Genomic DNA, 26,268 nt, shown 5'->3' with positions numbered 1-26,268 from the left:
TTAACATCCTGGCCAGAAAGCTGGCCAGGATCGCCTGGGGGGTCTTCAAAAGCGGGCGGGACTTTGACCCCGCCATGCTGAAAGTGGGTCAAGCCTGCTTCCAGCAGGCTTGACCGCGAACATAGGATCTCGGCTCTACAGCTCCGCAGCGCTAATGCGCGAAGTAGTGCATGCCGCCATCCACCGGAATCACCGCACCGGTGATGTAGCCGGCCAGCGGCGAAGCCAGGAAGGCCACCAGCGGCGCCACTTCGTCCGGCTCGCCGAAGCGCCCGATCGGAATGTTGCGTGCAATGAACTCGCGCCGGCTTTCCTCGGTGGGATGCAGGCGATCAAGAATCTGCGGGCTGTTGATGCGCCCCGGTGCAATCGCATTCACCGTAATCCCCTGCCCGGCCACCTCCGACGACAACCCCTTGCTCCACAGATGCAGCGCCGCCTTCGCCGCGGTGGCGGCATTCACCGAACGTGGCTCCATCGAACCGCTGAAATTGATCACCCGCCCCCATGCCTGCGCCTGCATGCCGGGCAACAGCGCCTGGGTCAGCCGTCGTGCGGCGGAGAAGTTCAGGGCGATCGCTTCCTCCCAGACCTTGTCATCGGCATCCGCCGTGGTCGGCCGGGAGCCCCCTGCGGCATTGACCAGGATGTCCACGCGCTGCAATGCCTCCCGGGATGCCTCCGCGATGGACCGGACGTCGTCGGCGACGGTGACATCGCCGACCACGATGACCGGTGCCGCGCCGCCTTCGGCTTCGATCCGCGCCGCCAGCGCCTGCAGGGGCGCGCGCTGCCGCGACGTGATGGCGACGCGCACGCCCTGGGCCGCCAGATGCCTGGCGACGGCGGCACCGATGCCACTGCCCGCCCCCGTGACCAATGCGGTACGGCCTGCAAGATTCAAGTCCATGGTGTTCTCCTGTCCACGTGGCCGGCCAATCCAGCCCTTGCACGACATGCTGTTTGATCACCCCTGATTGATAAACTCCGCGCAGGTTTCAGCATTCAACACCCGGAGTGTCAGATGAACCTGCTGGAAAGCATGCAGGTCTACGTGCTGATCGTGGACAAGGGCAGCCTCAGTGCAGCGGCGGCGGCGATGGATATCTCCGCGACGATGGTCGGCAAGCATCTGCGCGCATTGGAGGCACGGTTGGGCATGCAGTTGTTGAGCCGTACCACCCGGCGCCAGCATATGACGCCCTTCGGCGAGGACTACTACACCCGCTGCCGGGAGATCCTGCGCCTGGTGGAAGAAACCGATGCGCAGGCGCAGCACCAGCAGCTGGCACCGGCGGGTACGCTGCGCATCAGTGCGCCGGTGATCTTCGGCACGCATGCGCTGGTACCGGCACTGGCCGAGTACATGGCGCGCCATCCGGAGGTCCGGGTCGAAGCCACGCTGACCGACCGCGTGGTCGACCTCGCCGAGGAGGGTTTCGAAGCGGCGCTGCGCATCGGCACGCTGGCCGACAGCAGCATGCTGGTGGCGCGTGCGCTGGCACCGTATCGCTTGATGATGTGCGCATCGCCCGGATACCTCGCCCGGCACGGTACGCCCTCCGACCTGCAGGCGCTTGCCCGGCACCAATGCCTGTCCTTCGAACCCAGCGCACTGGCGCAGTGGCTGCAGGTCGATGCTGGCGGGCTTGAGCGTGTGCCCGACGGCCGGCTGCAGATCAACAACGGCGAAGCACTGCGCACGGCGGCGCTGCATGGGCTGGGCATCGTGCTGCAGTCGGCACTGCTGCTGGCTGCCGACGTCGACGCCGGACGCCTGGTGCAGCTGTTCCCGGAGCATGGCCAGACCGGTCGGCCGATGCACGTGGTCTACGCCCACGATCGCTACCACTCGACCCGCCTGCGCAGCTTCCTGGACTTCCTGGTGGAGCGCTTTCCACCGGCGCCGCACCGCTAGCGTCGACCGTCAGAAAAGCCGTCGGGCATGGCCCGACGCTACAAACCGCTCCATAAAAAAACCCCCTCCCCGCTGGGCAGCCAGGGAAGGGGGTTTCAGGATGCGGCTATCGGGAAGTACTTAGATCAGCGGCGCCGGGGTTGCCGGCAGAGCGACCGGAGCGGCCTTCTTCTTGCGGGCGGCCGGCTTGCGCTTGGCAACCTTCTTCGCTGCCTTCTTCGGGGCAGCCTTCTTGGTGGCCTTCTTCGCGGTCTTCTTTACTGCCTTCTTGGCGGTCTTCTTGACGGCCTTCTTGGCAGTCGCCTTCTTCGCGACCTTCTTGGCCGGCTTGCGGGCCGTTGCCTTCTTGGCAGTCTTCTTGGTGGCCTTCTTGGCTACCTTCTTGACGGCCTTCTTGGCGGTCTTCTTGACGGCCTTCTTGGCAGTGGACTTCTTGGCTACCTTCTTCGCCGCCTTCTTCACTGCCTTCTTCGCAGTGGCCTTCTTGGCGACCTTCTTCGCAGCCTTCTTCACTGCCTTCTTGGCGGTCGCCTTCTTCGCGACCTTCTTCACTGCCTTCTTGGCAGCAGCCTTCTTCGCGACCTTCTTCACCGCTTTCTTGGCGGCGGGCTTCTTCTTCGCAGCTTTCTTGGTTGCCATGGGATGGCTCCTCGTCAGTGATAGGGAGTTGAAACGCCCAGTTGGATCAAACCCGCGGATGCTGCGTGCGGGGACCGCCGGCGCGTCAGGCGCGCCGTTACGGATGCGGCAATGCCCGCCTCGATCGGCGGAGCGGACATCGGAACGGGAGTTGCCTTGCATTTCTCCGGGGGAAGCGGGGCCATGTCCACCGTCATCAGGGTCGCGGTGGTCTTGAAGGGGCTGCTTCGCATCGGACGATTGATTCTGCGCACTCGGTTGGGCAGGCAAGGTCTGCTGAGGCGAAACCTAATCACGGTTTTTTTTACTGTCAACAACCCCCGCGAAAAATTTTCACATCCGCGCCAGCCCGGACGCCGCCCGCGCCACCGCCGTGCGCGCCCTGCAACGACCATTGAAGCGGCGCGCACGCGCGTCGCATGCGACGACGTCGATGCGCTCTCTGAACAAAAAACACTTGAAATAAGCACTCTGCGCAGATAGGCACATGTTCTGGACAACAGCGCACGTGCATCGCCGATGGTCACCGGCACCGTCGCCAACGCCAGCACAACGGGGCCGCAACGGGGGGCGAAAAGTTTTCACATCTGATCGCTTCGGCGCAGGGCGGAAACGCGGATTTGCGCAAAACTGCGCACGCCGATCGGCACCGTTCGTCTGTCGGCTGATGCCACGCCGAGGGTGCAGAGCGAACCCGCCGTCATGAGTCCGACGCACTCGCCAAAACAAAAACGGCCACCCGAAGGTGGCCGTTCCAGAACCCGGAAGTGACGACTCAGTGGTCGTCGTTTTCCAGGGCTTCGGCATACGCGTCCGGATCCAGCAGTTCGTTGAGCTCTTCGGCGTTGGTCAGTTCGACCACGAACATCCAGCCTTCGCCGTAGGCATCTTCATTGATGGTTTCCGGCTTGTCGGACAGCGCCGAGTTGACCTCGACGACCTTGCCGCTGATCGGGCTGTAGACGTCCGAGGCGGCCTTCACCGACTCGACAACGGCGATCTGCTCGCCAGCCTTTGCGTCGGCACCGACTTCCGGCAGTTCGACGTAGACCAGGTCACCCAGCAGGCCCTGGGCGTGGTCGGAAATACCGACGGTGACACGGCCATTGCCTTCGACACGGGCCCACTCATGGGACTTGAGGAACTTGAGGTCGCCGGGGATCTCGCTCATGGGACTGCTCCAGAGATATGCAGGGGTGGAAAAAACGGGGCTAGTGTAACCAACCGGCCGCCACTGCTGTCAGTGACGATCGGCAGTTTCGGATCAGGCGTCGGCGAGCACGCCGGGCTGGGCCTGGCCTTCGCGCACGAACGGGAACTTGACCACGCGTACCGGTACCTGCCGGCCGCGGATGTCGACGGTGACCTCGCCGAGTTCACCGGCCGGTACGCGGGCGAAGGCGATGCCCTTGGCCAGGGTCGGCGAGAAGGTGCCGGACAGGATCTCGCCCTGGCCGCCCGCGGTGGTCACCGCCTGGCCGTGGCGCAGCACGCCCTTCTCGTCCATCACCAGGCCGATCATCTGGCGTGCGGTGCCGGCGGCCTTCTGCGCTTCCAGCACGTCGCGGCCGATGAAGTCGCGGCCTTCGTCCAGCGACACGGTCCAGGCCAGCGCCGCTTCGTACGGGCTGATCTCTTCGTCCATGTCCTGGCCGTACAGGTTCATGCCGGCTTCCAGGCGCAGCGTGTCGCGTGCGCCGAGGCCGGCCGGCTTCACGCCCGCCGCCAGCAGGCGGTTCCAGAACGCGACCACGGCGTCCTGCGGCAGCAGGATCTCGAAACCGTCTTCGCCGGTGTAACCGGTACGGGCGACGAACAGTTCGACGCCGTCATCGGACTGCACCTGCAGGGCGGCGAAACGGCCCAGCTTGGTCAGCGCCTGACGGTCCGCATCACGCGCCAGGCCGATCACGATGTCGCGCGCCTGCGGTCCCTGCACGGCCAGGATGGCCAGGTCCGGGCGCTGCTCGACGGTGACGCCGAACGGCGCAGCCTGCTCGCGCAGCCAGGCCAGGTCCTTCTCGCGGGTGGAGGCATTGACCACCATGCGGAAGAAATCGTCGCCCAGGTAGTAGACGATCAGGTCGTCGATGACGCCGCCGCGCGGGTTCAGCATGCACGAGTACAGCGCCTTGCCGGTCACCTTCAGCTTGTCGACCGAGTTGGCCAGCAGGCGGCGCAGGAACGGCTTGACCTGCTCACCGCGCAGGTCGACCACCGTCATGTGGCTGACGTCGAACACACCGGACTCGCGACGCACCTGGTGGTGCTCGTCCAGCTGCGAGCCGTAGTGGATGGGCATGTCCCAACCCCCGAAATCGACCATCTTGGCCCCAAGGGCGCGGTGGGTATCGTTGAGCAGCGTCTTCTGGGTCATGACCGGGTCCGGCAGCAGAGGAAACAAGAATCCCCATTATCCCAGATCGGTCGCCCGCAGGCGTGCCGCAGCGCAGCGCCGGCGCTGTAGAGCCGAGCCCATGCCCGGCTGCTCTTCGTGTGGGAGCCGAGCGTGGGCTCGGCTCTACAGGGGGCGGCCTGCGTCCTCGACCACCAGCACCGTGCCCTGCACGCTGCGCACCCGCACCCACGTACCCGCAGGCAGCTCCGGACCGCTCACCTGCCAGGACGCATCGTCAATGCTGACCCGTCCCTGGCCACCGACGATGCCCTGCTGCAGTACCACCTCCCGGCCGACCAGCTGCTCGGCGCGGCGGTTGAGCAACGGCGCATCGCTGGGCCGTGCCCGCGGCCGCCCCCAGCGCCGGTAGCACTGGATCGAGACCACACTCAGCAGGACGAAAGCGATCACCTGCCACAGCAGCGGAATGTCGCTGAACACCGCGACCAGTACGAACACCGCCGCCGCGCCAATGCCGATCCACAGCATGAACGCACCCGGCGCCAGCGCTTCGGCCGCGAACAGCAGCAGCGCCAACGCGCCCCAACCGACGACTTCCCAACGCATGTCAGCCTCCAAGCGGCGGCGGCCGCTTGCCGGCGGCCTTGTTGTCCTGGCTGGCCAGCGCCTGCTTCGCCAGTTCGGCCACGCCCGCGATCGAACCGATCACGCCACTGGCCTCCATCGGCATCAGCACCAGCTTCTGGTTCGGCGAACTGGCCAGTTCCTTGAACGCTTCCACGTACTTCTGCGCAACAAAGTAGTTGATCGCCTGCACGTCACCCTCGGCAATCGCCGCCGACACCACCTTGGTCGCCATCGCTTCGGCCTCGGCCAGGCGCTCGCGCGCCTCGGCATCGCGGAATGCAGCTTCGCGACGGCCTTCGGCCTCCAGCACGGTCGCCTGCTTTTCGCCATCGGCGCGCAGGATCTCCGACTGGCGTGAACCCTCTGCCTCGAGGATCTGCGCGCGCTTTTCGCGCTCGGCCTTCATCTGCCGCGCCATCGCGTCCAGCAGATCGCGCGGCGGCTGGATGTCGCGGATCTCGATGCGGTTGACCTTCACGCCCCAGGGATTGGTGGCATGGTCGACCACGCTCAGCAGCTGGGCATTGATCACCTCGCGCTGGCTGAGCGATTCGTCCAGGTCCATCGAACCGATCACGGTACGGATGTTGGTCTGCACCAGGGCGATCATCGCCACTTCCAGGTTGGCCACCTCATAGGCGGCCTTGGCAGCATCCAGTACCTGGAAGAACACCACGCCGTCCACGCGCACGGCGGCGTTGTCCTTGGTGATCACTTCCTGGCTGGGCACATCCAGCACCTGCTCCATCATGTTCACCTTGCGCCCCACCCCGTACACGATCGGGATCAGGAAATGCAGGCCGGGGGTCATGGTGTGCGTGTAGCGCCCGAAGCGCTCGACGGTCCACTCGTAGCCCTGGGGCACCATCCGTACGGCCTTGAACAGGATCACCACGGCCACGAAGGCCAGTACCACGGTAAAGAACATGGTCGGGAACATCTTGCTTTCCTTATCGATGACGTCCAGGCCCCAGCATAGCGCGTGAAGGCCGCATTCACAGCGGCGCTACCAGGGCACGCGCCCGCGCAGGATGTCGGCGAACATCACCCAGTCGCCCATGAACGAGTACAGCGGGTGCTGGAAGGTGGCCGGGCGGTTCTTCTCGAAAAAGAAATGGCCGACCCAGGCGCAGCTGTAACCGCAGAACAGGGCGGCCAGCAGCAGCATCGGTTGCCCACGCAGGATCGCTGCCGCGACCAGCAGCAGTACGCCGCAGCTGCCGATGAAGTGCAGCCGGCGCGATACCGGGTGGCGGTGCTCGCTGAGATAGAACGGATAGAACTCGCGGAAGCTGGCGAAGCGGGACATGCGCATGCTCCGGGGGCCGTGGTCAGGCCCATCATGCGCCTTTCGGGGGGCGCTGCGCTGCCTTGCAGCACCGAACCATGCTCGGCTTGCGCGTGCCAGCGCGGTCGGAAAGAAGAGCAGCCGAGCGTGGGCTCGGCTCTACAGAACCGCCTTGCCCGGACCTACACCGATGAGGTGCGCGGCCCGAACATGATCACCGCCATGCCGGCCAGGCACAGCGCGGCGCCGAACAGGTCCCAGCGGCTGGGACGGATACCATCGACCAGCCACAGCCAGAACAGCGCGGTGCCGATGTAGACGCCACCGTAGGCGGCATAGACCCGACCACTGGCGGTCGGATGCAGGGTCAACAGCCAGGCGAACAGGGCCAGGCTGGCGGCCGCCGGCAGCAGCAGCCAGATGCTGCCGCCCTTGCGCAGCCACAACCACGGCAGGTAGCAGCCGACGATCTCGGCAAGCGCCGTCAGCAGGAACAGGCCGAGTGTCTTCACGCCTTCTCCGCCGCCTTGGCGTGCTGCCAGAGCGCTTCCTGCGCCTCCAGGTCCATCGCAGCCAGCGCCCCACCCTGCGCATCGGCCTGCGCTTCCATCGCACGGAAGCGGCGTTCGAACTTGTGGTTGGCCCCGCGCAGCGCCGCACCCAGATCGATATCGGCGTGGCGCGCCAGGTTGGCGCAGACGAACAGCAGGTCGCCCAGTTCTTCCTGCAGGCGCGCCTTGTTGCCGGCGATATCGCCGCGCTCGAACTCCTCGCGCAGCTCCTGCAGTTCCTCGGCCGCCTTGTCCAGCACCGGCAACGGGCCCGGCCAGTCGAAGCCGACCTTGGCCGCGCGCGACTGCAGCTTCACTGCCCGCTGCCATTCCGGCAGGCCGCGCGAGATGCCAGCCAGCGCGGAGGTGTCCTGCTCGCCCTTGGCGGCGCGCTCGGCCCGTTTGATCGCCTCCCAGTTACGCATTACCCCGTCGGCATCATCGACACTGACCTCGGCGAACACGTGCGGGTGGCGGCGCTGCATCTTGTCGCTGATCGCGCGGGCCACGTCTGCGAAGGCGAAGCTGCCCTGCTCTTCGGCCATGCGCGCATGGAACACCACCTGCAACAACAGGTCGCCCAGCTCGTCGCACAGGTCGTCGAGGTCGCCGCGGTCGATCGCATCGGCCACCTCGTAGGCTTCCTCGATGGTGTACGGCGCGATGGTCGCGAAGTTCTGCTCCAGGTCCCACGGGCAGCCGCCCTGCGGATCGCGCAGGCGCGCCATGATCGCCAGCAGGCGCTCCAGTTCGTTGCTTGCGGCGCTGCCGGTGGTGGGGGTGTCGTGCGCGCTCATGCGGCCTCCAGGGTCAATCGGACAACCAGTCACGCCACGGCAGGCTGGTATCACCAAGGGCAATGAAATCGCCGTTCAACAGGGTCTCGCGGCGGTTGTAGCGGAACGGCTTGCCGGTCGCGGCCGACAGTACCGCACCACCGGCGGCGTGCAGCACGCACTGGCCGGCAGCGGTATCCCATTCGGAGGTCGGACCCAGCCGCGGATAGACATCCAGGCCACCTTCGGCGATCCGGCAGAATTTCAGCGACGAGCCCTGCGCGATGGTCTCGATGCGGCCCATCCTCGCCAGCAGCGCCTCGGTCTCCGGTGAGCGGTGCGAACGGCTGGCGGCGACCCGCAACGGTGCGGTGGCCGGTGTACGGGTGCGCAGCACGGTGTCGTGCAGGCCCTGCCGGCGATAGGCCAACTCGCCGCGCATGGCATGCCAGACGATGCCGGTGACCGGGGCCAGCACCACGCCGAAAGCCGGTGCGCCCTGGTAGATCAACGCGATGTTGACGCTGAACTCGCCGTTGCGCTTGACGAACTCGCGGGTGCCGTCGAGCGGGTCGACCAGCCAGTAGGCCCCCCAGTGGCGGCGCTGCTCCCAGCCCACCTGCGCCGATTCCTCGGACAGGATCGGCAGGTCCGGGGTCAGCTGCTGCAGGCCCTGTTCAATGACCTGGTTGGCCGCCAGGTCGGCACTGGTGACCGGGCTGTTGTCGTCCTTGATCTGCACCTCGAAGCCATCGGCATAGACCTGCATGATGGCCTGTCCGGCTTCCTGGGCGATGGCGATGGCGGTCTCGCGCAGGTCCGTGGTCAGTTTGATCATCGCAATCCCTGCAGCCACTGGCGGGCGATGAACAGCGCCGCCAGCGAGCGTCCCTCGGAGAAGTCCTCACGCAGCATCAGCTGGTCCAGCTCGGCCAGCTTCCACGGGACAACTTCCAGTTCTTCCGGCTCGTCGCCGGCCAGCTTTTCCGGGTACAGGTCGCGCGCCACCACCAGCCACGACTGGTGGCTCATATAGGTCGGGGCAAGGGTCATTGCGCGCAGCACGTCGACCCGGCGCGCACCGTAACCGGCCTCTTCCTTCAGTTCGCGGTCCGCAGCCTGCTCGGGAGTCTCGCCGGCATCGATCCGGCCCTTGACCAGGCCCAGTTCGTAGCGGTGCATGCCTGCGGCGTATTCACGTACCAGCAGCACGGTCTCGTCGTCGAGCATCGGCACCACCACCACCGCACCATGGCCACGGCTGACCAGGCGCTCGAAGCGGCGGCGTTCGCCGTTGGAGAACTCCAGGTCCAGGTGCTGGCGCTGGAAGGGACCGTTCTCCTCATCGGTGATCCGATGGATGATCGGCAAGCGACGGCCGGCACGGTCATCGTTCATGCGGAATCTCCGCGGCGGCCGGCGCCTGCGCCGGGGCCGATAGAATGTGCAGGCAGCAACATGTTCATGAGCCCGAAATGCTAGCAGACCCAACCCCCTCCCCGCTGGCCCACCATTGGCGGCAGCGCGACCTGCAGGTGCTGTGGCATCCCTGCACGCAGATGCGCGAGCATCCGGACACCCTGCCGCTGGTGCCGATCGCCCGTGGCGAAGGTGCCTGGCTGATCGACCACGATGGCAACCGCTATCTGGATGCGGTCAGCAGCTGGTGGACCAACCTGTTCGGCCATGCCGAACCGCGCATCGGTGGCGCCATCGCCGCCCAGGCGACGCAGCTGGAACAGGTGATGCTGGCCGGCTTCGGCCATGAGCCGGCCATTACCCTGGCCGAGCGCCTGCTGGCGCTGGCGCCACGCCAGCCCGGCCGCGCGCCGTTGGCCAAGGTGTTCTACGCCGACAACGGCTCGGCCGGCGTGGAAGTCGCGCTGAAGATGGCCTTCCAGTATTTCCAGAACCGTGGCGAACCCCGGCGCACCCGCTTCGTCGCGCTGGAGAACGGCTACCACGGCGAGACCCTGGGTGCGCTGGCGATGGCGGACATCCCGTTGTACCGCCGCGTCTACGCACCGCTGCTGGCCGAGGGCCTGTTCGCACCCTCGCCCGATGCCTACCTGGCCGAGCCCGGCCAGAGCGCGGCCGACCGCGCGCGGCAGGCTGCCGACGGCCTGGCCACCCTGTTCGACCAGCATCCGGGCGAGATCTGCGCGGTGATCCTGGAACCGCGCCTGCAGTGTGCCGGCGGCATGCGCATGCATGACCCGGTCTATCTTCAGCGCGTGCGCGAACTGTGCGATGCCCATGGCGCGTTCATGATCGCCGACGAGATCGCCACCGGCTTCGGCCGCACCGGCACCCTGTTCGCCTGCGAGCAGGCAGGGGTGATGCCGGACCTGATGTGCCTGTCCAAGGGCCTGACCGGCGGCTTCCTGCCGCTGGCCGCGGTGCTGGCCACGCAGGCGCTGTACGACGCCTTCCTTGACGACTCGCGCGAGCGCGCGTTCCTGCACTCGCACAGCTACACCGGCAACCCGCTGGCCTGCGCGGCCGCGCTGGCGACGCTGGACATCTTCCGCGACGACGATGTGATCGCCCGCAACCGCAGCATCGCTTCCGTGATGGGTACGCTGGCGGCACCGTTCAACGACCATCCGCACGTGGCCGACGTGCGCCAGGCCGGCATGGTGGTGGCCTTCGAGCTGTCGCGCGACGGTAACAAGCGCACGCCGTTCGACCCGGCCATGCGGCTGGGCCTGCACGCCTACAAGGCCGCCTTGAAGCGCGGCGTGGTGCTGCGCCCGCTGGGCGACGTGCTGTACTGGATGCCACCCTACTGCGTGGACGACGAACAACTGGAGCTGCTGGCACATACCACACTGGCAGCGATTGACGAGGCGATTGCATGCGCGTGACCCGCTGCCCCATCGACCTGGCGCTGCACAGCGGCCAGACCGTGACCCTGCCGGAAGAGACGGCCAACCACCTGGTGCGGGTGATGCGCCTGCGCGAAGGCGATACCTGCGTCCTGTTCAACGGCGATGGCCACGACTACAGCGCGACGCTGACGGTGGCCGGCAAACGCGAGGTGCAGGTACGCATCGACGCCGTGCAGGCCATCAAGAATGAATCGCCACTGGCGATCACCCTGCTGCAGGGCATCGCGCGCGGCGAGAAGATGGACCTGATCCTGCAGAAGGCCACCGAACTGGGCGTGGCGGCGATCATTCCGGTCAACGCCGAGCGCACTGAGGTGAAGCTTGATGCAGCTCGGGCGGAGAAGCGCGTGGCGCACTGGAACAACGTGGTGACCTCGGCCTGCGGCCAGTCCGGGCGCGCGCGCATTCCGCAGGTGGGCTCGCCACTGTCGCTGGCGCAGGCCGCGGCGGCACTACCAGTGGATACGCTGCGGTTGACGCTGGACCCGCAGGGCGCACATCGCCTGTCGACGCTGGCGGCCGCTCCGGCAGGCGGCATCGTGATCGCGATCGGCCCGGAAGGCGGCTGGTCGCCGCGCGACCGCGATCAACTGGCGGCGGCAGGCTTCCAGGGGCTGCAGCTGGGCCCGCGCATCCTGCGCACGGAAACCGCGGGGCTGGCCGCGATCGCGGTACTGCAGGCGCGGTTGGGCGATCTGGGATAAGGCTGATTCGTTGTAGTGCCGGCCGCTGGCCGGCATCCACGGGATCATGAGGTTGCCGGCCAGCGGCCGGCACTACCGCGACGAGCGCGTCCAGGGCAGCAGCCGAGCGTAGGCTCGGCTCTACAGGGCCCGCGCCAGATTGCAGTTTCCTTGTAGAGCCGAGCCATGCTCGGCTCGGTGCCGGTCGGCAGCCGGCACTACCGTTTGGTAGATCAGGCCGCCAGTGAATCCAGGGCGGCTTCCAGTGCGTCCAGGTTCGGCAACAGCGCGCTCTGCTCACCCAGCAGCACGCGCATGTGCACGATCTGCGGCAGGGTTTCTTCGGAGGCGTCGGCCAGCAGGCCGTCGCGCGGCACCGAGATCAGCTGCGGGAAATTCTGCGTCAGCAGCGCATAGTAGGGGCGCTGCGCGTTGCCGCTCAGGGCCTTCAGCACCACCACTTTGTTGTGGCCGGCCACCGCCTCTTCGCCCAGCCCCGAAAGGCGTGCGAACGACACCAGCGGCACCTGCCAGCCGTGCCAGCCGATTTCGCCAACCAGCCAGCGCGGCGCATCGGAGACCGGCTGCACCGGCACGCGCGACATCATTTCGGCCACGGTGGCATTGGGCAGCAGTACGCGCTCGTTGCCGGCCTGGATCAGGACGCCGCGGATTTCGTCATTGCTGGCGTAGCTCATGGTGCCTCTCCGTTATCGTCTTCCGAGCCCCAGCGCGAGGCGATGGCCTGCGCCAGTTCCTGTGGCTCACCCGCCACCATGCCAGCGGCGACCACCGCCGTGGCTGCGGCAGGGTCATAGCAGCCCTCGCCGACCTGCCCGGCCACCCAGGCGCCGGCGGCGGCCAGATCCAGCGCCGGACCAACATGTGCAAGATCGGCGCCGCTGAGCAGGACCAGCGCAGTGTGGTCAGCCGGCAGCGCGGCAATCGAAATGCCCTGCGCGTCGCTGACGAAATGCAGGCCGTCACTGGCTGCCTGCACGCCAATGTCATCGGCCAGCACGTGCACTTCACCGGGTGTTGCACGCTGGCCAGCTTCGGCCAGCTGCACCGGCAACGGCGACACGCGTGCCATCTGCTTGACCAGGTTGCCGTAGCGTCCGCCATCCAGGCGCATGTGCACCAGGACCGGCACGCTCAGCGAAGACGGCAGCGCGCCGAGCAGGCGACGCAACGCGTCCGGGCCACCGATGCCGGCCAGCACCAGCAGCGATCCGGCGCGTGCGCCCACGGGCGCTGCGGCATCCAGGTCGACCAGGCTCAGATGACCGGTATCGAAGGAAGGCAGCGATGCCTCCACTGCAGCGTGGTGCGGAGCGGCGGCCGGGGCATCGGCCCCGTCTTCGACCAGGGACCAGGCGGTGTGGTCGAAGGAGACCGGCGGCAGGGGCGCTGCTGCGGGCGCGGTATCTGCCAGCGACGGCAGTACGGGCGGCTCCAGCGGCTCGGGCACGACCGGCTGCAACGCCGCCAGCGCCTGTTCCAGCGCGATCGGTTCGTGCAGCTGCGCGGGCGGCGAGTACAGGCTGTCAGCAGGGACCTCGTCGGCCCAGCTCAATGCCTGGTCCAGGTGCGGCTGCAACGCTTCTTCCTGCGGCGCCGGCGGTGGTGCCGGGTGGCCCGGCTCCAGCTGCAGGCCGGGTTCTTCTTCGGCCCCCGGCGGCAACACGTGCTGGTGGCCATGCAGCTTGGCGGCCAGATGACGGCCCCAGCGCTGAGCCTCCCAGCCATCACGACGTGCGGCCAGCTCGGCCTCGTCGAAGACCAGGGTCAGGCCCGGTGCGGACAGCACCGCTTCCAGGCGCTCCAATGCATCCTCAATGGCGGCCTCCAGCGCGATCACCACGAACTGCGGGCGCGCCTCCTGCAGGACCCGCACCTCCAGCGTATTGGGATCATCTTCCAGCACCAGCTGTACATCGGCGTGCGACAACGCCTCGCGCAGGCGCTCACGCGCCGCGCCGGGGCGGGCCAGCAGGGCAACGGCCGGAGCCGTTTGGGTTTCACTCACGGGCACGGGCGATCCCCAGCAGGTCGTACACGTTACGCATCAGGTCCAGTTCCTGGTACGGCTTGCCCAGATAGCGCTGGACACCAATCTCGAAGGCGCGCTGGCGGTGCTTGTCGCCGCTGCGCGAGGTGATCATCACGATCGGCACATCCTTGTAGCGCGGGTCGGCGCGCATCGCGGTGGCCAGCTCGTAGCCATCCATGCGCGGCATCTCGATATCCAGCAGCATCAGGTCCGGCACGCGCTCTTCCAGGCGTTCCAGCGCCTCCACGCCGTCGCGGGCAACGCTGACCTCGAAATTGTGGCGTTCGAGGATGCGGCCGGTGACCTTGCGCATGGTCAGGGAGTCGTCCACCACCATCACCAGCGGCACCTGGCGCTCCTGGCGCGGCGCATTGGCCAGTACCGGCAGTGTCGGATTGGCGAGGAAGCGGCGCACCAGCGGCGCCACGTCCAGGATCACCACCACACGGCCATCGCCGGTGATGGTCGCGCCGTAGATGCCCGGCACCGATGCGATCTGCAGGCCGACCGGCTTGACCACGATTTCGCGGTTGCCCAGCACCTGGTCGATTGCCACGGCGGCACGCAGGTCGCCGGCGCGGACCAGCAGCAGCGGCACCTGGTCCTGGCCGTCGGCACGCGCCGGAGCCTGCCCGACCAGGCTGCCGAGGTCGTACAGCGGATAGTCCTCGCCGCTGTAGCGATAGCTGCTGTCGGCCGCTTCGAAACGCTCACGCGACAGGCGGCCGATGCCACTGACCGAGGCGACCGGCACCGCAAAGGTGGTTTCGCCGATCTGCACGAACACCGCCTGGGTGACGGCCAGCGTCTGCGGCAGGCGCAGGGTGAAGCGCACGCCCTGGCCCCGCACCGACTGGATGTCGACCGAACCGCCGAGCTGGCGCACTTCGTTGCGCACCACGTCCATGCCCACGCCGCGGCCGGCCAGCTGGCTGACCTGATCGGCGGTGGTGAAGCCGGACGCGAAGATCAGGTTGTCCAGCTCCTGCTCGTTCGGCTGCGCATCGGCGGCCAGCAGGCCGCGGTCGATGGCGCGACGGCGGATCGCTTCGCGGTCCAGGCCAGCGCCGTCGTCGGCCACTTCCAGCACGATTTCCGAACCTTCGCGGTGCAGGCGGATGGCGATCTCGCCCTCCTCCGGCTTGCCGGCGGCGCGGCGCTGCTCCGGCGCCTCCAGGCCATGGGCCACGGAGTTGCGCAGCATGTGTTCCAGCGGCGCGACCATGCGGTCGAGGACGTTGCGGTCCAGTTCGCCGTGGGTACCTTCCAGGGTCAGGTGGACCTGCTTGCCGGTATCCATGCCGGACTGGCGGACCACGCGGCGCAGGCGCGGCACCAGGCCGTCGAACGGCACCATGCGCGCGCGCATCAGGCCATCCTGCAGCTCGGAGCTGACGCGCGATTGCTGCTGCAGCAGCGAATCGTACTGGCGCGACAGATCGTCAAGCACGCCCTGCAGGCCCCCCAGGTCGGCCGCCGACTCGTTCAGCGCACGGCTGAGCTGCTGCAGGGTGGAGAAGCGGTCCAGTTCCAGCGGATCGAATTTCTGGTCGGCCTGGTCCTGTTCGCGCTGGTAGCGGGCGACGATCTGCGCCTCGGTTTCCAGGTCGAGTCGGCGCAGCTGGTCGCGCAGTCGCGCATTGGTGCGCTCCAGTTCGCCCATGGCACCACGGAAGGCACCGAGCTGCTGTTCAAGCCGCGAGCGGTAGATCGCCACTTCACCGGCATGGTTGACCAAGCGGTCGAGCAGGTCGGCGCGCACGCGCACCTGCTCCTGCTGCGGACGCGCCAGCGGATCTTCATCGACCACGCCTTCTGCCGGCAGCGGTGCCGACAACGGCGCATCGAGCAGTGCCGGAGCCGGGCTGGCGACCGCTGCCGAGGCGGTTTCTGCGACGCTCGCCACGTTGGCCGCCGCTGCCGCCGCGATATCGGTGGTGGTACGCACTTCGAACGCGTCGACCAGGTCCCGCGCCGGTTCCACCACGCGATGATCACCGGTGCGGGTAAGCAGCTGGTGCAGGCGATCGAAGCCACGCTCCAGCAGCTGCACATCACGGCGCTCGATCTCGGTGCGACCGGCGGCGACGGCTTCCAGCAGCGATTCGATGCTGTGGCCGAGATCGCCGATGGCGTTGATGCCGGCCATGCGCGCGCCCCCCTTGAGGGTGTGCAGATCACGCTGCAGGCCGGCCAGCACCTCGCGATCCTGCGGTGCATCGCGCAGTTCGCTGATCAGGCCATCACAGTGGTCGAGCAGGTCCTTGCCTTCATCGACAAAGATATCGACCAGCTCGCGGTCGTACACGCTGAAGTCAAGTGCGTCGGCGCCGTCTTCGGCATCGGCCGCATCAGGCGCCTGCTCGAGGTGCGGCGCACGGGGCGTGACGTCGGCCTCTGCAATCTCGGCATCGGCGTCGGCATCGGCTTCGACCATGCCCTGGCCCGGCGCCTCTTCCATCTCGAAGAAGCGCACCGCAGCAGCGCTGCCCTGCGGGGACTCCGCGGTGATCTCCTCAATCACCGTCGCCGGGGACGGCTGATCGGCGCTCTCTCCTTCACCGACCGCCGCCTCCCCGCCGACGTCCGCATCCTCGGCAAAGGCATCTGCCTCGCCCGGCGCGAGTTCGCTGGCCTGGAGGCCGATCACGGGCCATTGCCCGTCGTCGTCCAGGGTCTGCTCTTCCTCGATCACGTGCAGGCCGGCCTCGAGCGCGGCTGCCAGTGTGACCGGTTCTGCAAAACCCGGCACAGCCATTTCATCCTGCAGGCTCGACAGCTCGCTGTCGAGTGGCAGTGCAGCAGCGTCGTCAATGACGCGGTCATCGCCACGGCCCGAATCAAATGACAGCGACGTATTCAGGTCGATCGCGTCAACATCCGCAGACACCGGCAGCTCTTCCGCGTCACGGTCATCCACCGGCAGCGCACTGGCGTCGAGGTACGGCGACAGATCGTCGGCCATGGTCAGATCAGCGTCTTCGACCGTCGCGATCGTGGGCACGGCATCTACGTCGGCCACTTCGACAACAGGCGCACTCTCGACCGGCTGGATCGATTCAATCGTGCCGATGTCCGCCACGGCAGGTTCATCTTCGCCTGGCGCCGACGCCCAGCCGGCGTCGAAGTAACGCGAAAGATCGTCGCTGGCGGTCAGCTCGCCCACGTCCAGGCCGCTGTCGGCCGCGACATCCAGCGGCTGCGGCTCGGCTGCAGCTGGAACCGGTTCCAGCGCATCTTCGGCAAGCAGTTGCGGCTCGGCAATGAGATCGGGCTCCGCATCGAAAGCGGACGGCATGCTGGTTTCGTCCAGCGCGTCCAGCCCAGCCAGCGGCGCTTCGGCTTCGGATGCCGGCTCGACATCAGCCGCCAGCTCGACGCCCTCCTCATCCTCGTCTTCCAGCGCGAACAGCGGCCAGCGTGCTTCCGGCAGCTCGCCGGCCAACGCCTGCAGCCGCTGCACCAACGCGCCCTGCGGAACAATGCGCGGCTGTTCGGCCTGCAGCGCCTCCATGGTCGCGGTGATCGCCTGCGCAGTCGCATCCAGTGCGGCAACGCCTTCGTCGCCAGGCACCACGTCGGCGGCCAGCGCGCGCTTGATGTAGGACTCGGCACCGCCGGTAACCGCCGTGATTTCCGGCACTTCGGTCATCGCGAAGGCGCCGTTCATGGTGTGCACTGCGCGCAGCAGCGCGTCGCTGACCGGCTGCGGTGCCTGCTGCGCCGAGCGCAGCCAATCCTGCAGGGTGGCCTGGTGGACTTCCACTTCGGCTTCGAGGATCTCGCGCAGCACGCTGTCGATGTTGGCTGGCGTGCCCACGGCCTCGGGCACCGGCTCGGCTTCGTCCTGCACCGACGCGATGGCTTCGGCCGCCAGGATGCGGCTGATCTCGTCCTCGCCTTCGGCCTCGGCCACCGGTGCGGCCGCTACCGGCAGCGGCACGTAATAGGTTTCCTCACCGGCGCCGACACGATCGGCGATGGCCTGCATCGCCTGCAGGTCCACGCTGATGCGCTGGCCATGGCGCAGCGCGGCGTTCAGCTGCGGCAGCGCGGCATGTGCGTTATCGACCATCGCCAGCACGGCCGGAGTGGCCGGGCGGCTGCCATCAAGCACGCGGTTGAGCATGCCTTCGATCTTCCAGGCGAACTCACCCAGGGTGCGTGCACCGACCAGTCGGCCACTGCCCTTGAGGGTGTGGAAGATGCGCCGGATCGGCCGCAGCCGGTCCATGTTGTCCAGCTGCACACGCCATGCCGGCAGCAGCGTGCCAAGGTTGGTCAGCTCGTCGTCGAACTCTTCCAGGAACACCTCGCGGATGTCCTCGTCGATGTTCTCGGCATCGTCGTCGAAGCCGGCCTCGAAGCCGGCCTCGGTCCCAGCCACGACCGGGATGTCCGCAGCGGGCGGAGCCGCCATGGCCTGCGGATTGAAGTCGGCCGCCGCGGCGCTCAGCTCGGCAAAGAACTGCGCGTCGGCTTCGCTGAAATCGATGGGTGCGATGGTGTCGATATCAATCACCGAAACCGCCGGTGCCGGTGCATCGGAGGCCGGCGCCAGCATCTCGGCCATCGGCGCGGGCACGTCCTCCGACACACCCGCCGGAACGGCGTCCACTCCGGCAACCACAGGGCTTTCGTCTACCCGCAGGGGCGTGGCGGCATCGACGATCTCCAGCGACGGATGCAATCCGGCGTCGTCGTCCAGCGACAGCGTCTCCATCGCGTGCAGCGACAGCACGTCGTCGGCATTGTCCAGCGCATCGGCGTCGAAGCGGAATACCACGTCCTCGCCGGCGGCAACCGCATCGTGCTCTGCAGCGACCGGGTCGAACACCGGCGCGGCAAAGTCAGCGGTGTCGAAGGGCACCGACGCGTCGACGTCGCCCTCGACGGCCATCACGGCCGCATCGGCCACTGCCGGCGGCGTTGCCTCCGACAGTGTCCACTGCGGCGCCGATCCCACTCCGGTTTCGACCCGTTCGAAACTGACCGGCTCGAAGCTGGCGAAGGTCGGACTGCGCTCATCTTCGGCACTCGCGGCCGGATCGGAGTCGGAATGGAACGGTGCGAGATCCCATTGCGGCACGTCGGGTGCAGGCGCGCTGGAGGCGGCGAAGACCAAGGGCGCATCTGCGTCGTCCTGCAGCGACAGCGGTGCGGATGCAACGGTCCCCAGCGCACCGAACATCAGGCTGTTGTCCACCACCTCCGGTGCAGGCGTGGCCGGTGGCGGATCAAAGGTAAAGTCCGGCAGCGGCACCGGCACAGTGCCGGCGGCGGGCGCGGCCGGCTGCACCGGAATCTCGATGCGCTCCGGCTGCAACGGCTCGGCCTGCAGCGCGACCGGCTCGCGTTCGATCAGCAGCGATGCGAACGGAATCGGCGCGGCGGCAACAGGTTCCACCGTGTTGCGATCCGGCAACGGCCAGTAGCGCAGCGCTTCAAGGCTGCTGCGGGTGATGTCGAGAATGTCCTCGCGGCCCGGGCGGCGGTCGCGCAGTGCTTCGAGGTAGTACTCCAGGCTGGCCATGGCATCGGCCAGGGTGTCCAGCTGACGGCCACTGGGCACGCGCTGGCGACCGATCAGCTCCGCTTCGATGTACTGCTGCACACCGCGCAGGTAATCGGCAGCCGTGCCCAGATCCAGCATGCGCAGCGCGCCGGAGACATCCCCCAGCAGGCGCGGCACGTCCTGCAGCTCGGCATGGTTCCAGCTGGTTTCAATGAACGCGACGAAGTGCTCGCGCGCGGCGGCGAAGTTGGCGATGGCCTCATGCGCCAGCACTTCTACCGTGCGCCGGTTCTCCACCGCACTCGGATCGTCCTCGCCACTGCCGCCGGCGCCCAGATGAGCAACCTGGTCATCCAGCGAGGCATCCACGTACAGCAGTGCCCCGGCGATATCCAGCAACAGGTTCTCGTCGATCTGCTGGCGCCCTTCGACCACGCCACGCAGTGCATCACGCTGCTGCACGACCACGCCGCGGGCAACGCCCAGGCCCATCATGCCCAGCGTATCGGCCACCGCACCGAGCTCGTTGGCCTGGGTCTGCAGCTGTTCGGGCGCGCCGCCGGTACGCAGGTGCAGGTCCAGCGCATCCTTGATGCGCAGCAGTTCTTCCTTCACCGCACTGCCGACGGTGTCGAGCAGTTCGCGATTGCGTCCACTCAGGCTGCCACGGGCATGGTCCAGTTCGGCCTCGGTGGCGGTGACGCTGTCCGGTGCGAATGCCAACAGCACGCTGTCATGCACCCCTTCTTCGCCACGCGCGGCACGGATTTCGTTGAGCAGTGGCATCAGCACGATCGGGATGTCGCGATGCCCGTTCTGCAGGCGCTCCAAGTAGTCGGGCAGCAGCACGCTGCCACGCATCAGGGTCGCGCAGGCTTCATCCCGATCTGCCACACCACCGGCGCCGATGGCATTGGCCAGCTGTTCAAGCTCCTCGGCCACCATCGCCGGGGCATACAGTTCGACCATGCGCAGGGTGCCCTGCACCTGGTGCAGGTAGCCGGCGCAGATGCGCATGCGGCTGGCATCGGCCGGGTCTTCTGCGTAGTACTCGACCTCGTTGCGCACCTGGCGCAGGGTCTCGTCCAGCTCAGGCTTGACCCAACCCAGCGCTGCGTGGCTCATCGCATCGCGCAGACTGCTCATGGACGCGCTCCGTTCGCCGCCGCGCGGAAGCCGCGCGAGTTCTGGCGTGGGGAATGGAAATGCTTCATCGACTGGTTCCTTGCTCGCCGCCCTGCCCGCGTCACGCCGGCAGCTTGAAGTCGGCGACCGAACGACGCAGGTCGGCCGCCAGCTGCGCGAGGTGGCCGATCGATTCGGCGGTCTGCCCGGCACCCTGCGAGGTCTGGCCGGTGATCTGCCGGATCACGCCCATGGTGCGGGTGATGTCCGAGGCCGCGGCCGACTGCTGCTGGGCGGCGATGGAGATGTTCTTGATGAGGGTGTTCAGTGCATTGGACACGCGCTCGATTTCGGTCAGCGCGGTGCCGGCGTCCTCGGCCAGGCGTGCACCGGACACCACCTCGGCGGTGGTCTGTTCCATCGACGTGACCGCTTCATTGGTGTCGGCCTGGATGGCCTGCACCAGGTTCTCGATGCGTCGGGTCGCGCCGGAGGTACGTTCTGCCAGGCGCTGCACTTCGTCCGCCACGACCGCGAAACCACGGCCGGCTTCACCGGCCGAGGCCGCCTGCACCGCCGCGTTCAACGCCAGGATGTTGGTCTGCTCGGAAATGTCGTTGATCAGTTCCACGATCGAGCCGATTTCCTGCGACGACTCGCCCAGGCGCTTGATACGCTTGGAGGTTTCCTGGATCTGGTCGCGGATCTGGTCCATGCCCTGGATGGTCTCGCGCACCACGCCGGCACCCTCGGCGGCGATCACCACCGAGCGCTGTGCCACGTCGGCCGACTCAGCCGAGTTGCGCGACACCTGTTCGATGCTCGCCGCGATTTCGCCGATGCGGTCCGACGCCGAAGTGATCTGGTTGGCCTGGTGGCCCGCCGCCTCTGCCAGCTGCATGGCGGTGGCCTGGGTTTCCTGGGTGGACAGCGCGACCTTGGCCGAGGTGTCGTTGATGGTGGTCACCAGGTGGCGCAGCTCGTCGACGGCGTAGTTGATCGCGTCGGCGATGGCGCCGGTCATGTCCTCGGTCACCGAGGCCTTCACTGTCAGGTCGCCCTCACCCAGCGAGGAAATTTCGTCCAGCAGCCGCATGATCGCCTGCTGGTTGCGGCTGTTGAACTCCACCTGGGTCTGGTAGCGCAGTTCCTGCTCGCGCGAGCGGCTGCGCACGTTGGTGGAGACGAAACCGATGATCGCGATCAGCGACAGCGCGCCGGACACCACGCCAATCCAGAAATTCGGGAACAGGCGGGTATCGGACACCGAACCGAACGAGGAGAACGCCTCGAACAGCTTGCGGCTGTCGTCCAGCATGTGCGCAGAACCCTGGCCCAGTGCGGTGGCCGCCGACTGCGCGGCGAACAGCTGGCGCGAGCTGGCCAGGATCGCGTCGGCGTCCTGCTTCATCGCTTCCCACTTCTGCTGCGACTGCTCCAGCGCGGCCACGGCGGCAGCACCGCGCACGGCGGTGATGCCCAGTTCCTCGTTGCCGTTGCGCAGGCCGTCGAGCACCTGCGAGAACACGGTGATGTCGCGGGCCAGTGCATCGCCCGAGGTGGCAGCGGCGCTGCCACCGGCACGCATTTCCGTCACGCGGCGGGCCATGGAGCCGGCCACCACCACCTGCTGCAGGGCGCTGTACACCTGCGACGACGGGGCGCCGGAAGCGGACATCGCACGCACCAGCTCGTTCAGCTGGGCCTGTAGCCCCGGCACGGCGCCGGTGAAGTTGTTGGCGTTGCCGGCCAGGGCCAGCACCGCCGGTTCACTGGCGACCAGCTGCCCGGCCTGCTTGCCCAGCGGCGCCCAGGTTTCGCCCAGGGTGGCGATCGCACCGGACACGCCCGGTTCCTTGCCGTAGCGCCCCTGCAGGGTCGACACGTTCTGTTCGATCGCGTTGCGGGTGGCCTTGAAGGCGGTGAACGCCTGCGCGTTGCCGCCCACCGCGTCACGGCCCTGGTTGGCCAGCTGCTGTGACAGCACCTGCAGGTCGGCCGCCTTGGAACCGGCATCGGCCAGGCGACTGCCCTGCCAGGTGGCGACGCCGGTGTTGACGCCGAACAGGATCATCGATGCCAGCAGCAGGAACAGCCAGAGGTTGCTGCCGCCCAGCCGCAGCTTGCCGGTCTTGGTGGCGTCCGAAGCAGTACTCATCGTTCAACCTCGATCTTCAATGCAGGGGGCGTTGCCCGGCCTCAGGCCGCGGCTTGCCGGAATTCAGGGGTACGCGACAGCAGCGACAGCGAGAACACGCCCCAGTCGTGGCCGTCGGCGTGGAAGGCGCGATCGACGAAGTGGCCGTAACGCCCTTCGGCCAGCGTGCCGGCTTCGATCTGCTGGTCCAGTTCGAAACTGCGCTGGCCGAACAGCTCATCGATGGTCAGCGCGACGTCGCCGCCGGCCTGGCGCATGATCAGCACGCGCTGGCCTTCCTGCTGCACGGTACGCGTGCCTTCCAGGAAGTACTTCAGGTCGACCACCGGGAACAGGTTGCCGCGCAGGTTGCCCACGCCCAGCAGCCACGGCTGTGCGCACGGCACCGGGGTGACCGGCGGCATCGGCACGATTTCCACCACTTCGCGGAAATCGGACACCAGCCGACGCTGGCCGACGCGGTAACCCACGCCACGCCAGAGGTCCTGCGCGAACTGCCGCTCGGGCAGCTGCACCGCGTGGGCCAGGCTTCGCCGTTCGTAGGCTTCGAGGATGTCGAAGGGCGAGCGCATCAGGCCACCAGCTCGTTGATCCGCGCGATCAGTTCATCCTCGCGCGGCGGCTTGACGATGTAATCGGCCGCGCCCTGGCGCAGGCCCCATGCCTTGTCGGTTTCCATCGCCTTGGTGCTGACGATGATCACCGGGATGTGCTTGATCGCCGCATCACGGGCCATCGCACGGGTGGCCTGGAAGCCGCTCATGCCGGGCAGGACCACGTCCATCAGCACCAGCTGCGGCACCTGGTCGCGGACCAGCTGCAGTCCATCCTCGGCGTTGTCCGCTTCCAGCACCTCATGGCCGGCACGGCGCAGCCACTGGGTGAACACCGCGCGGTCGGTCGGTGAATCCTCGATCAGAACGATACGAGCCATTGTGCCTTTCCCCCCTGGTCAGGCGTTGACGTATGTGCGGATGGCACCCAGCAGTTCTTCACGCGTGAAAGGCTTCGTCAGGTATTGCTCCGAGCCGACGATGCGTCCCCGCGCCTTGTCGAACAGGCCATCCTTGGACGAGAGCATGATGACCGGGGTCGCCTTGAACAGCTGGTTGCCCTTGATCAGCGCACAGGTCTGGTACCCGTCCAGGCGCGGCATCATGATGTCGACGAAGATGATCTGCGGTTGCTGGTCTGCGATCTTGGCAAGCGCTTCGAAGCCGTCGGTGGCGGTGACCACCTCGCAGCCTTCGCGCTTGAGCAGCGTTTCCGCAGTCCTGCGGATGGTCTTCGAATCATCGATGACCATCACCCGGAGTCCTGCGAGTTCCCCGCCCGCAGTCGTGTTTTCAGTCATTGCCTATCCCCAAGCGCACGGCCCGATCTCTGGCGGGGGCCGCTACGAAAGCGTATCTATATCGCACTTTCCGCGCCCGCTTCAAGGCCGCCCCATGGCGCGGGGCATGGCACCCTCCTGAACGTGACGGGTTTCGCAATGCGTGCGCGAGCGCCGGGCGGACGCTGCGTTGCAGTACGGCGGGGAGGCGCGCGGGCGGCGTTGCCGCTACCATCAACGCCTTGCCTGACAGGTGCGCCCATGCCGTTGAACGTCATCGTGGTGATGGATCCCATCGCCCACATCAAGATCGCCAAGGACACCACCTTCGCCATGCTGCTGGAAGCCCAGCGCCGCGGCCATGCCCTGCACTATGTGCGCCCGGGCGGCCTGGCCCTGGAGGGTGGCGTAGCGGTGGCCCAGACCGCACCATTGCAGGTGCGCGACGACCCGGCCGGCTGGTATGAGCTGGGCGCATTCAGCCGCACCGCATTCGGCCCCGGCCAGATCGTGCTGATGCGCAAGGATCCGCCGGTCGACGCCGAATACATCTACGACACCCAGGTGCTGGACGTGGCCGCAGCGGCCGGCGCCTGCGTGGTCAACAACCCGCAGGGCCTGCGCGACTACAACGAGAAGCTGGCCGCGCTGCTGTTCCCGCAGTGCTGCCCGCCGACCCTGGTCAGCCGCGACGCCAAGGCGTTGAAGGCCTTCGCGCTGGAGCATGGCCAGGCCGTGCTGAAGCCGCTGGACGGCATGGGCGGCCGCTCGATCTTCCGCAGCGGCCAGGGCGATCCGAACCTGAACGTGATTCTGGAAACGCTGACCGACGGCGGCCACAGGATGGCGCTGGCGCAGAAGTTCATTCCCGACATCACCGCCGGCGACAAGCGCATCCTGCTGGTCGATGGCGAACCGGTCGACTACTGCCTGGCGCGCATCCCGCAGGGCGACGAATTCCGCGGCAACCTCGCCGCCGGCGGCCGCGGTGAAGGCCGCCCGCTGAGCGAGCGCGACCGCTGGATCGCCGCCCAGGTGGGCCCGGAGATGAAGCGTCGCGGCATGCGCTTCGTCGGCCTGGACGTGATCGGTGATTACCTCACCGAGGTCAACGTGACCAGCCCGACCTGCGTGCGCGAACTGGACGCGCAGTACGGCCTGAACATTGCCGGCACCCTGTTCGACGCACTCGAGGCCGGCCTGCGCTGATGCCGTCCGCACCTGCCGTCCTGCCCCCGCCGCCGCGCGAAGCGCAACGGCTGGGGGCGACCATCGCGCTGTCTGTGCTGGTCCACGCCCTGCTGATCCTGGGCGTGGGCTTTGCCGTGAAGGGCGATGCACCGCTGGTGCCGACGCTGGAAGTGATCTTCAGCCAGACCCGTACCGCGCTGACGCCGAAGCAGGCTGATTTCCTGGCCGCGGCCAACCAGGAAGGCGGTGGCGAACACGACCGCGCACAGCGTCCACGCGACAACCAGGCCGGCATCGTCCCACAGGCCCAGTCCGGGCTGAGCCCGGTGCCGCAGCAGCAGCAATCGGCCGCGCCGGTTCCGCCGCCGCAGGCACGGGTGGTCAGCAGCCGCAATGGCGAAGAGGTGGTGGCGCAGGCACAGTCCCGCCCCACGCCGGATCAGCCCGAACCGGACGCACCGCTGAGCGCGCGCGAGCAGCGCGATGTGGAGATGGCGCGGTTGGCTGCCGAAGTGCATCTGCGCTCGGCGCAGTACGCCAAGCGCCCGAACCGCAAGTTCGTGTCGGCCAGCACGCGCGAATATGCCTATGCCAATTACCTGCGTGCCTGGGTCGACCGCGCCGAGCGCGTAGGCAATCTGAATTACCCGGACGAGGCCCGGCAGCGCCGCCTCGGTGGCCAAGTGGTGATCAGCGTGGGGGTGCGCCGCGATGGCAGCGTGGAGAGCAGCCGGATCCTGCGTTCGAGCGGGACGCCGTTGCTGGATGAGGCGGCACTGCGGGTGGTGAAACTGGCCCAGCCGTTCCCGCCGTTGCCGAAGACCGAAGACGAGATCGACATCCTGCAGGTCACCCGCACGTGGGTGTTCCTGCCGGGCGGCACCCTGCACGACGACCGGTAGGGGTTTGCTGCCCGGGCCTGCGGCCCGGGACCCGCAGAGGCAACGGCCACAGCCGAAGCAACGGCAGAAGCGGCGGCGGGGATGCTGGACCTGGCGGGGCGGTGTGGGCTTGCAGGACACGCCGTAAACCTGTGGTGGTCAAGTATTTTTGGACACTCCCAAAGGGAGTTCAGGCCACCTGCTCTTCACAAAGCGCAGGTGGCACAAGGCCGTTGGCACTGTGCGGCCGACGGTGGTTGTACCAGTCCACGAATTGCTC

Annotated in this window: 24 protein-coding genes and 1 pseudogene; 7 read left to right on the top strand and 18 right to left on the bottom strand. The window is 67.4% G+C overall.

Annotation, left to right across the window (positions count from 1 at the left end; all coding sequences use genetic code 11):
- Positions 1 to 113: pseudogene (locus AC5P6E_RS21145) on the top strand (IS110 family transposase); the annotation flags it as partial.
- Between the two features lie 38 nt (positions 114 to 151).
- Here AC5P6E_RS21145 and AC5P6E_RS21140 read toward each other — a convergent pair.
- Positions 152 to 910, bottom strand: a complete 759-nt coding sequence (locus tag AC5P6E_RS21140; RefSeq protein WP_019338691.1) for an SDR family NAD(P)-dependent oxidoreductase — start codon at positions 908 to 910, stop codon at positions 152 to 154.
- A 114-nt stretch (positions 911 to 1,024) separates the two neighbouring features.
- On the opposite strand from AC5P6E_RS21140, the gene AC5P6E_RS21135 reads away from it, so the two are divergent.
- Positions 1,025 to 1,918 (top strand): LysR family transcriptional regulator, encoded by an 894-nt coding sequence (locus tag AC5P6E_RS21135; RefSeq protein ID WP_019338692.1) that lies wholly within the window; start codon positions 1,025 to 1,027, stop codon positions 1,916 to 1,918.
- 120 nt (positions 1,919 to 2,038) lie between these two features.
- Here AC5P6E_RS21135 and AC5P6E_RS21130 read toward each other — a convergent pair whose 3' ends face one another.
- On the bottom strand, positions 2,039 to 2,719 hold the full coding sequence (locus tag AC5P6E_RS21130) for a histone (protein WP_185954490.1): 681 nt from the start codon (positions 2,717 to 2,719) through the stop codon (positions 2,039 to 2,041).
- Between the two features lie 21 nt (positions 2,720 to 2,740).
- On the opposite strand from AC5P6E_RS21130, the gene AC5P6E_RS21125 reads away from it, so the two are divergent.
- Positions 2,741 to 3,040, top strand: coding sequence for a hypothetical protein (locus tag AC5P6E_RS21125; RefSeq protein WP_125438507.1), 300 nt, complete (start codon positions 2,741 to 2,743; stop codon positions 3,038 to 3,040).
- Positions 3,041 to 3,332: 292 nt separating this feature from the next.
- Here AC5P6E_RS21125 and gcvH read toward each other — a convergent pair whose 3' ends face one another.
- From gcvH to nudE, 9 genes are all read right to left on the bottom strand, one after another.
- A complete protein-coding gene (gene gcvH / locus AC5P6E_RS21120; protein WP_010482723.1) occupies positions 3,333 to 3,728 on the bottom strand; it encodes a glycine cleavage system protein GcvH in 396 nt (131 codons plus the stop codon).
- 93 nt (positions 3,729 to 3,821) lie between these two features.
- Positions 3,822 to 4,934: a glycine cleavage system aminomethyltransferase GcvT gene (gcvT, locus tag AC5P6E_RS21115; protein ID WP_010482722.1), complete on the bottom strand. Its 1,113-nt coding sequence runs from the start codon at positions 4,932 to 4,934 to the stop codon at positions 3,822 to 3,824.
- A 144-nt stretch (positions 4,935 to 5,078) separates the two neighbouring features.
- Positions 5,079 to 5,522 (bottom strand): NfeD family protein, encoded by a 444-nt coding sequence (locus tag AC5P6E_RS21110; RefSeq protein ID WP_010482721.1) that lies wholly within the window; start codon positions 5,520 to 5,522, stop codon positions 5,079 to 5,081.
- Between the two features lies 1 nt (position 5,523).
- Complete coding sequence (locus AC5P6E_RS21105; protein WP_005410704.1) at positions 5,524 to 6,483, bottom strand: SPFH domain-containing protein; 960 nt, start codon at positions 6,481 to 6,483, stop codon at positions 5,524 to 5,526.
- Between the two features lie 66 nt (positions 6,484 to 6,549).
- Positions 6,550 to 6,852, bottom strand: coding sequence for an Mpo1-like protein (locus AC5P6E_RS21100; protein ID WP_029550878.1), 303 nt, complete (start codon positions 6,850 to 6,852; stop codon positions 6,550 to 6,552).
- A 161-nt stretch (positions 6,853 to 7,013) separates the two neighbouring features.
- Complete coding sequence (locus AC5P6E_RS21095) at positions 7,014 to 7,343, bottom strand: YnfA family protein (protein ID WP_010482716.1); 330 nt, start codon at positions 7,341 to 7,343, stop codon at positions 7,014 to 7,016.
- On the bottom strand, positions 7,340 to 8,179 hold the full coding sequence (gene mazG, locus AC5P6E_RS21090) for a nucleoside triphosphate pyrophosphohydrolase (protein WP_019338695.1): 840 nt from the start codon (positions 8,177 to 8,179) through the stop codon (positions 7,340 to 7,342). The genes AC5P6E_RS21095 and mazG overlap by 4 nt, the downstream gene beginning before the upstream one ends.
- A 13-nt stretch (positions 8,180 to 8,192) precedes the next feature.
- Positions 8,193 to 8,996, bottom strand: coding sequence for a 3'(2'),5'-bisphosphate nucleotidase CysQ (cysQ, locus tag AC5P6E_RS21085; RefSeq protein WP_010482714.1), 804 nt, complete (start codon positions 8,994 to 8,996; stop codon positions 8,193 to 8,195).
- Positions 8,993 to 9,556 (bottom strand): ADP compounds hydrolase NudE, encoded by a 564-nt coding sequence (nudE, locus tag AC5P6E_RS21080; protein WP_010482713.1) that lies wholly within the window; start codon positions 9,554 to 9,556, stop codon positions 8,993 to 8,995. Before nudE ends, cysQ begins: the two co-directional genes overlap by 4 nt.
- 77 nt (positions 9,557 to 9,633) lie before the next feature.
- On the opposite strand from nudE, the gene bioA reads away from it, so the two are divergent.
- The gene (gene bioA, locus AC5P6E_RS21075; RefSeq protein ID WP_019338696.1) at positions 9,634 to 11,025 is read left to right on the top strand and encodes an adenosylmethionine--8-amino-7-oxononanoate transaminase; all 1,392 of its coding nucleotides are present in this window, start codon (positions 9,634 to 9,636) and stop codon (positions 11,023 to 11,025) included.
- Positions 11,016 to 11,753 (top strand): 16S rRNA (uracil(1498)-N(3))-methyltransferase, encoded by a 738-nt coding sequence (locus tag AC5P6E_RS21070; RefSeq protein ID WP_241877647.1) that lies wholly within the window; start codon positions 11,016 to 11,018, stop codon positions 11,751 to 11,753. Before bioA ends, AC5P6E_RS21070 begins: the two co-directional genes overlap by 10 nt.
- Before the next feature lie 212 nt (positions 11,754 to 11,965).
- Here AC5P6E_RS21070 and AC5P6E_RS21065 read toward each other — a convergent pair whose 3' ends face one another.
- The 7 genes from AC5P6E_RS21065 to pilG all read right to left on the bottom strand — a co-directional run bounded on the left by AC5P6E_RS21065 (position 11,966) and on the right by pilG (position 23,937).
- On the bottom strand, positions 11,966 to 12,430 hold the full coding sequence (locus tag AC5P6E_RS21065; RefSeq protein ID WP_010482710.1) for a chemotaxis protein CheW: 465 nt from the start codon (positions 12,428 to 12,430) through the stop codon (positions 11,966 to 11,968).
- Positions 12,427 to 13,767 (bottom strand): chemotaxis protein CheB, encoded by a 1,341-nt coding sequence (locus AC5P6E_RS21060; RefSeq protein ID WP_019338698.1) that lies wholly within the window; start codon positions 13,765 to 13,767, stop codon positions 12,427 to 12,429. Before AC5P6E_RS21060 ends, AC5P6E_RS21065 begins: the two co-directional genes overlap by 4 nt.
- Positions 13,754 to 20,446 (bottom strand): hybrid sensor histidine kinase/response regulator, encoded by a 6,693-nt coding sequence (locus tag AC5P6E_RS21055; RefSeq protein ID WP_495231334.1) that lies wholly within the window; start codon positions 20,444 to 20,446, stop codon positions 13,754 to 13,756. The genes AC5P6E_RS21060 and AC5P6E_RS21055 overlap by 14 nt, the downstream gene beginning before the upstream one ends.
- 100 nt (positions 20,447 to 20,546) lie before the next feature.
- The gene (locus AC5P6E_RS21050; RefSeq protein ID WP_010482706.1) at positions 20,547 to 22,583 is read right to left on the bottom strand and encodes a methyl-accepting chemotaxis protein; all 2,037 of its coding nucleotides are present in this window, start codon (positions 22,581 to 22,583) and stop codon (positions 20,547 to 20,549) included.
- Positions 22,584 to 22,624: 41 nt separating this feature from the next.
- Positions 22,625 to 23,155 carry a chemotaxis protein CheW gene (locus AC5P6E_RS21045; protein ID WP_010482705.1) on the bottom strand — a complete coding sequence of 177 codons (531 nt, stop codon included), beginning with the start codon at positions 23,153 to 23,155 and terminating at the stop codon, positions 22,625 to 22,627.
- Entirely contained in the window at positions 23,155 to 23,517 is a 363-nt protein-coding gene (locus AC5P6E_RS21040) for a response regulator (RefSeq protein WP_005410717.1), read from the bottom strand. Before AC5P6E_RS21040 ends, AC5P6E_RS21045 begins: the two co-directional genes overlap by 1 nt.
- 18 nt (positions 23,518 to 23,535) lie before the next feature.
- Complete coding sequence (gene pilG / locus AC5P6E_RS21035; RefSeq protein ID WP_005418455.1) at positions 23,536 to 23,937, bottom strand: twitching motility response regulator PilG; 402 nt, start codon at positions 23,935 to 23,937, stop codon at positions 23,536 to 23,538.
- A 240-nt stretch (positions 23,938 to 24,177) separates the two neighbouring features.
- On the opposite strand from pilG, the gene gshB reads away from it, so the two are divergent.
- Together gshB and AC5P6E_RS21025 are read left to right on the top strand one after the other, a co-directional pair.
- On the top strand, positions 24,178 to 25,125 hold the full coding sequence (gene gshB / locus AC5P6E_RS21030) for a glutathione synthase (protein WP_019338700.1): 948 nt from the start codon (positions 24,178 to 24,180) through the stop codon (positions 25,123 to 25,125).
- Positions 25,125 to 26,009 carry an energy transducer TonB family protein gene (locus AC5P6E_RS21025; protein ID WP_010482701.1) on the top strand — a complete coding sequence of 295 codons (885 nt, stop codon included), beginning with the start codon at positions 25,125 to 25,127 and terminating at the stop codon, positions 26,007 to 26,009. Before gshB ends, AC5P6E_RS21025 begins: the two co-directional genes overlap by 1 nt.
- Positions 26,010 to 26,268: the final 259 nt, after the last annotated feature.

The organism is Stenotrophomonas sp. YJH_SMC_16 (genome assembly GCF_059367875.1).
Note: the sequence above shows the minus strand (reverse complement) of the source record. Positions and strands in the feature narration are given on the sequence as shown.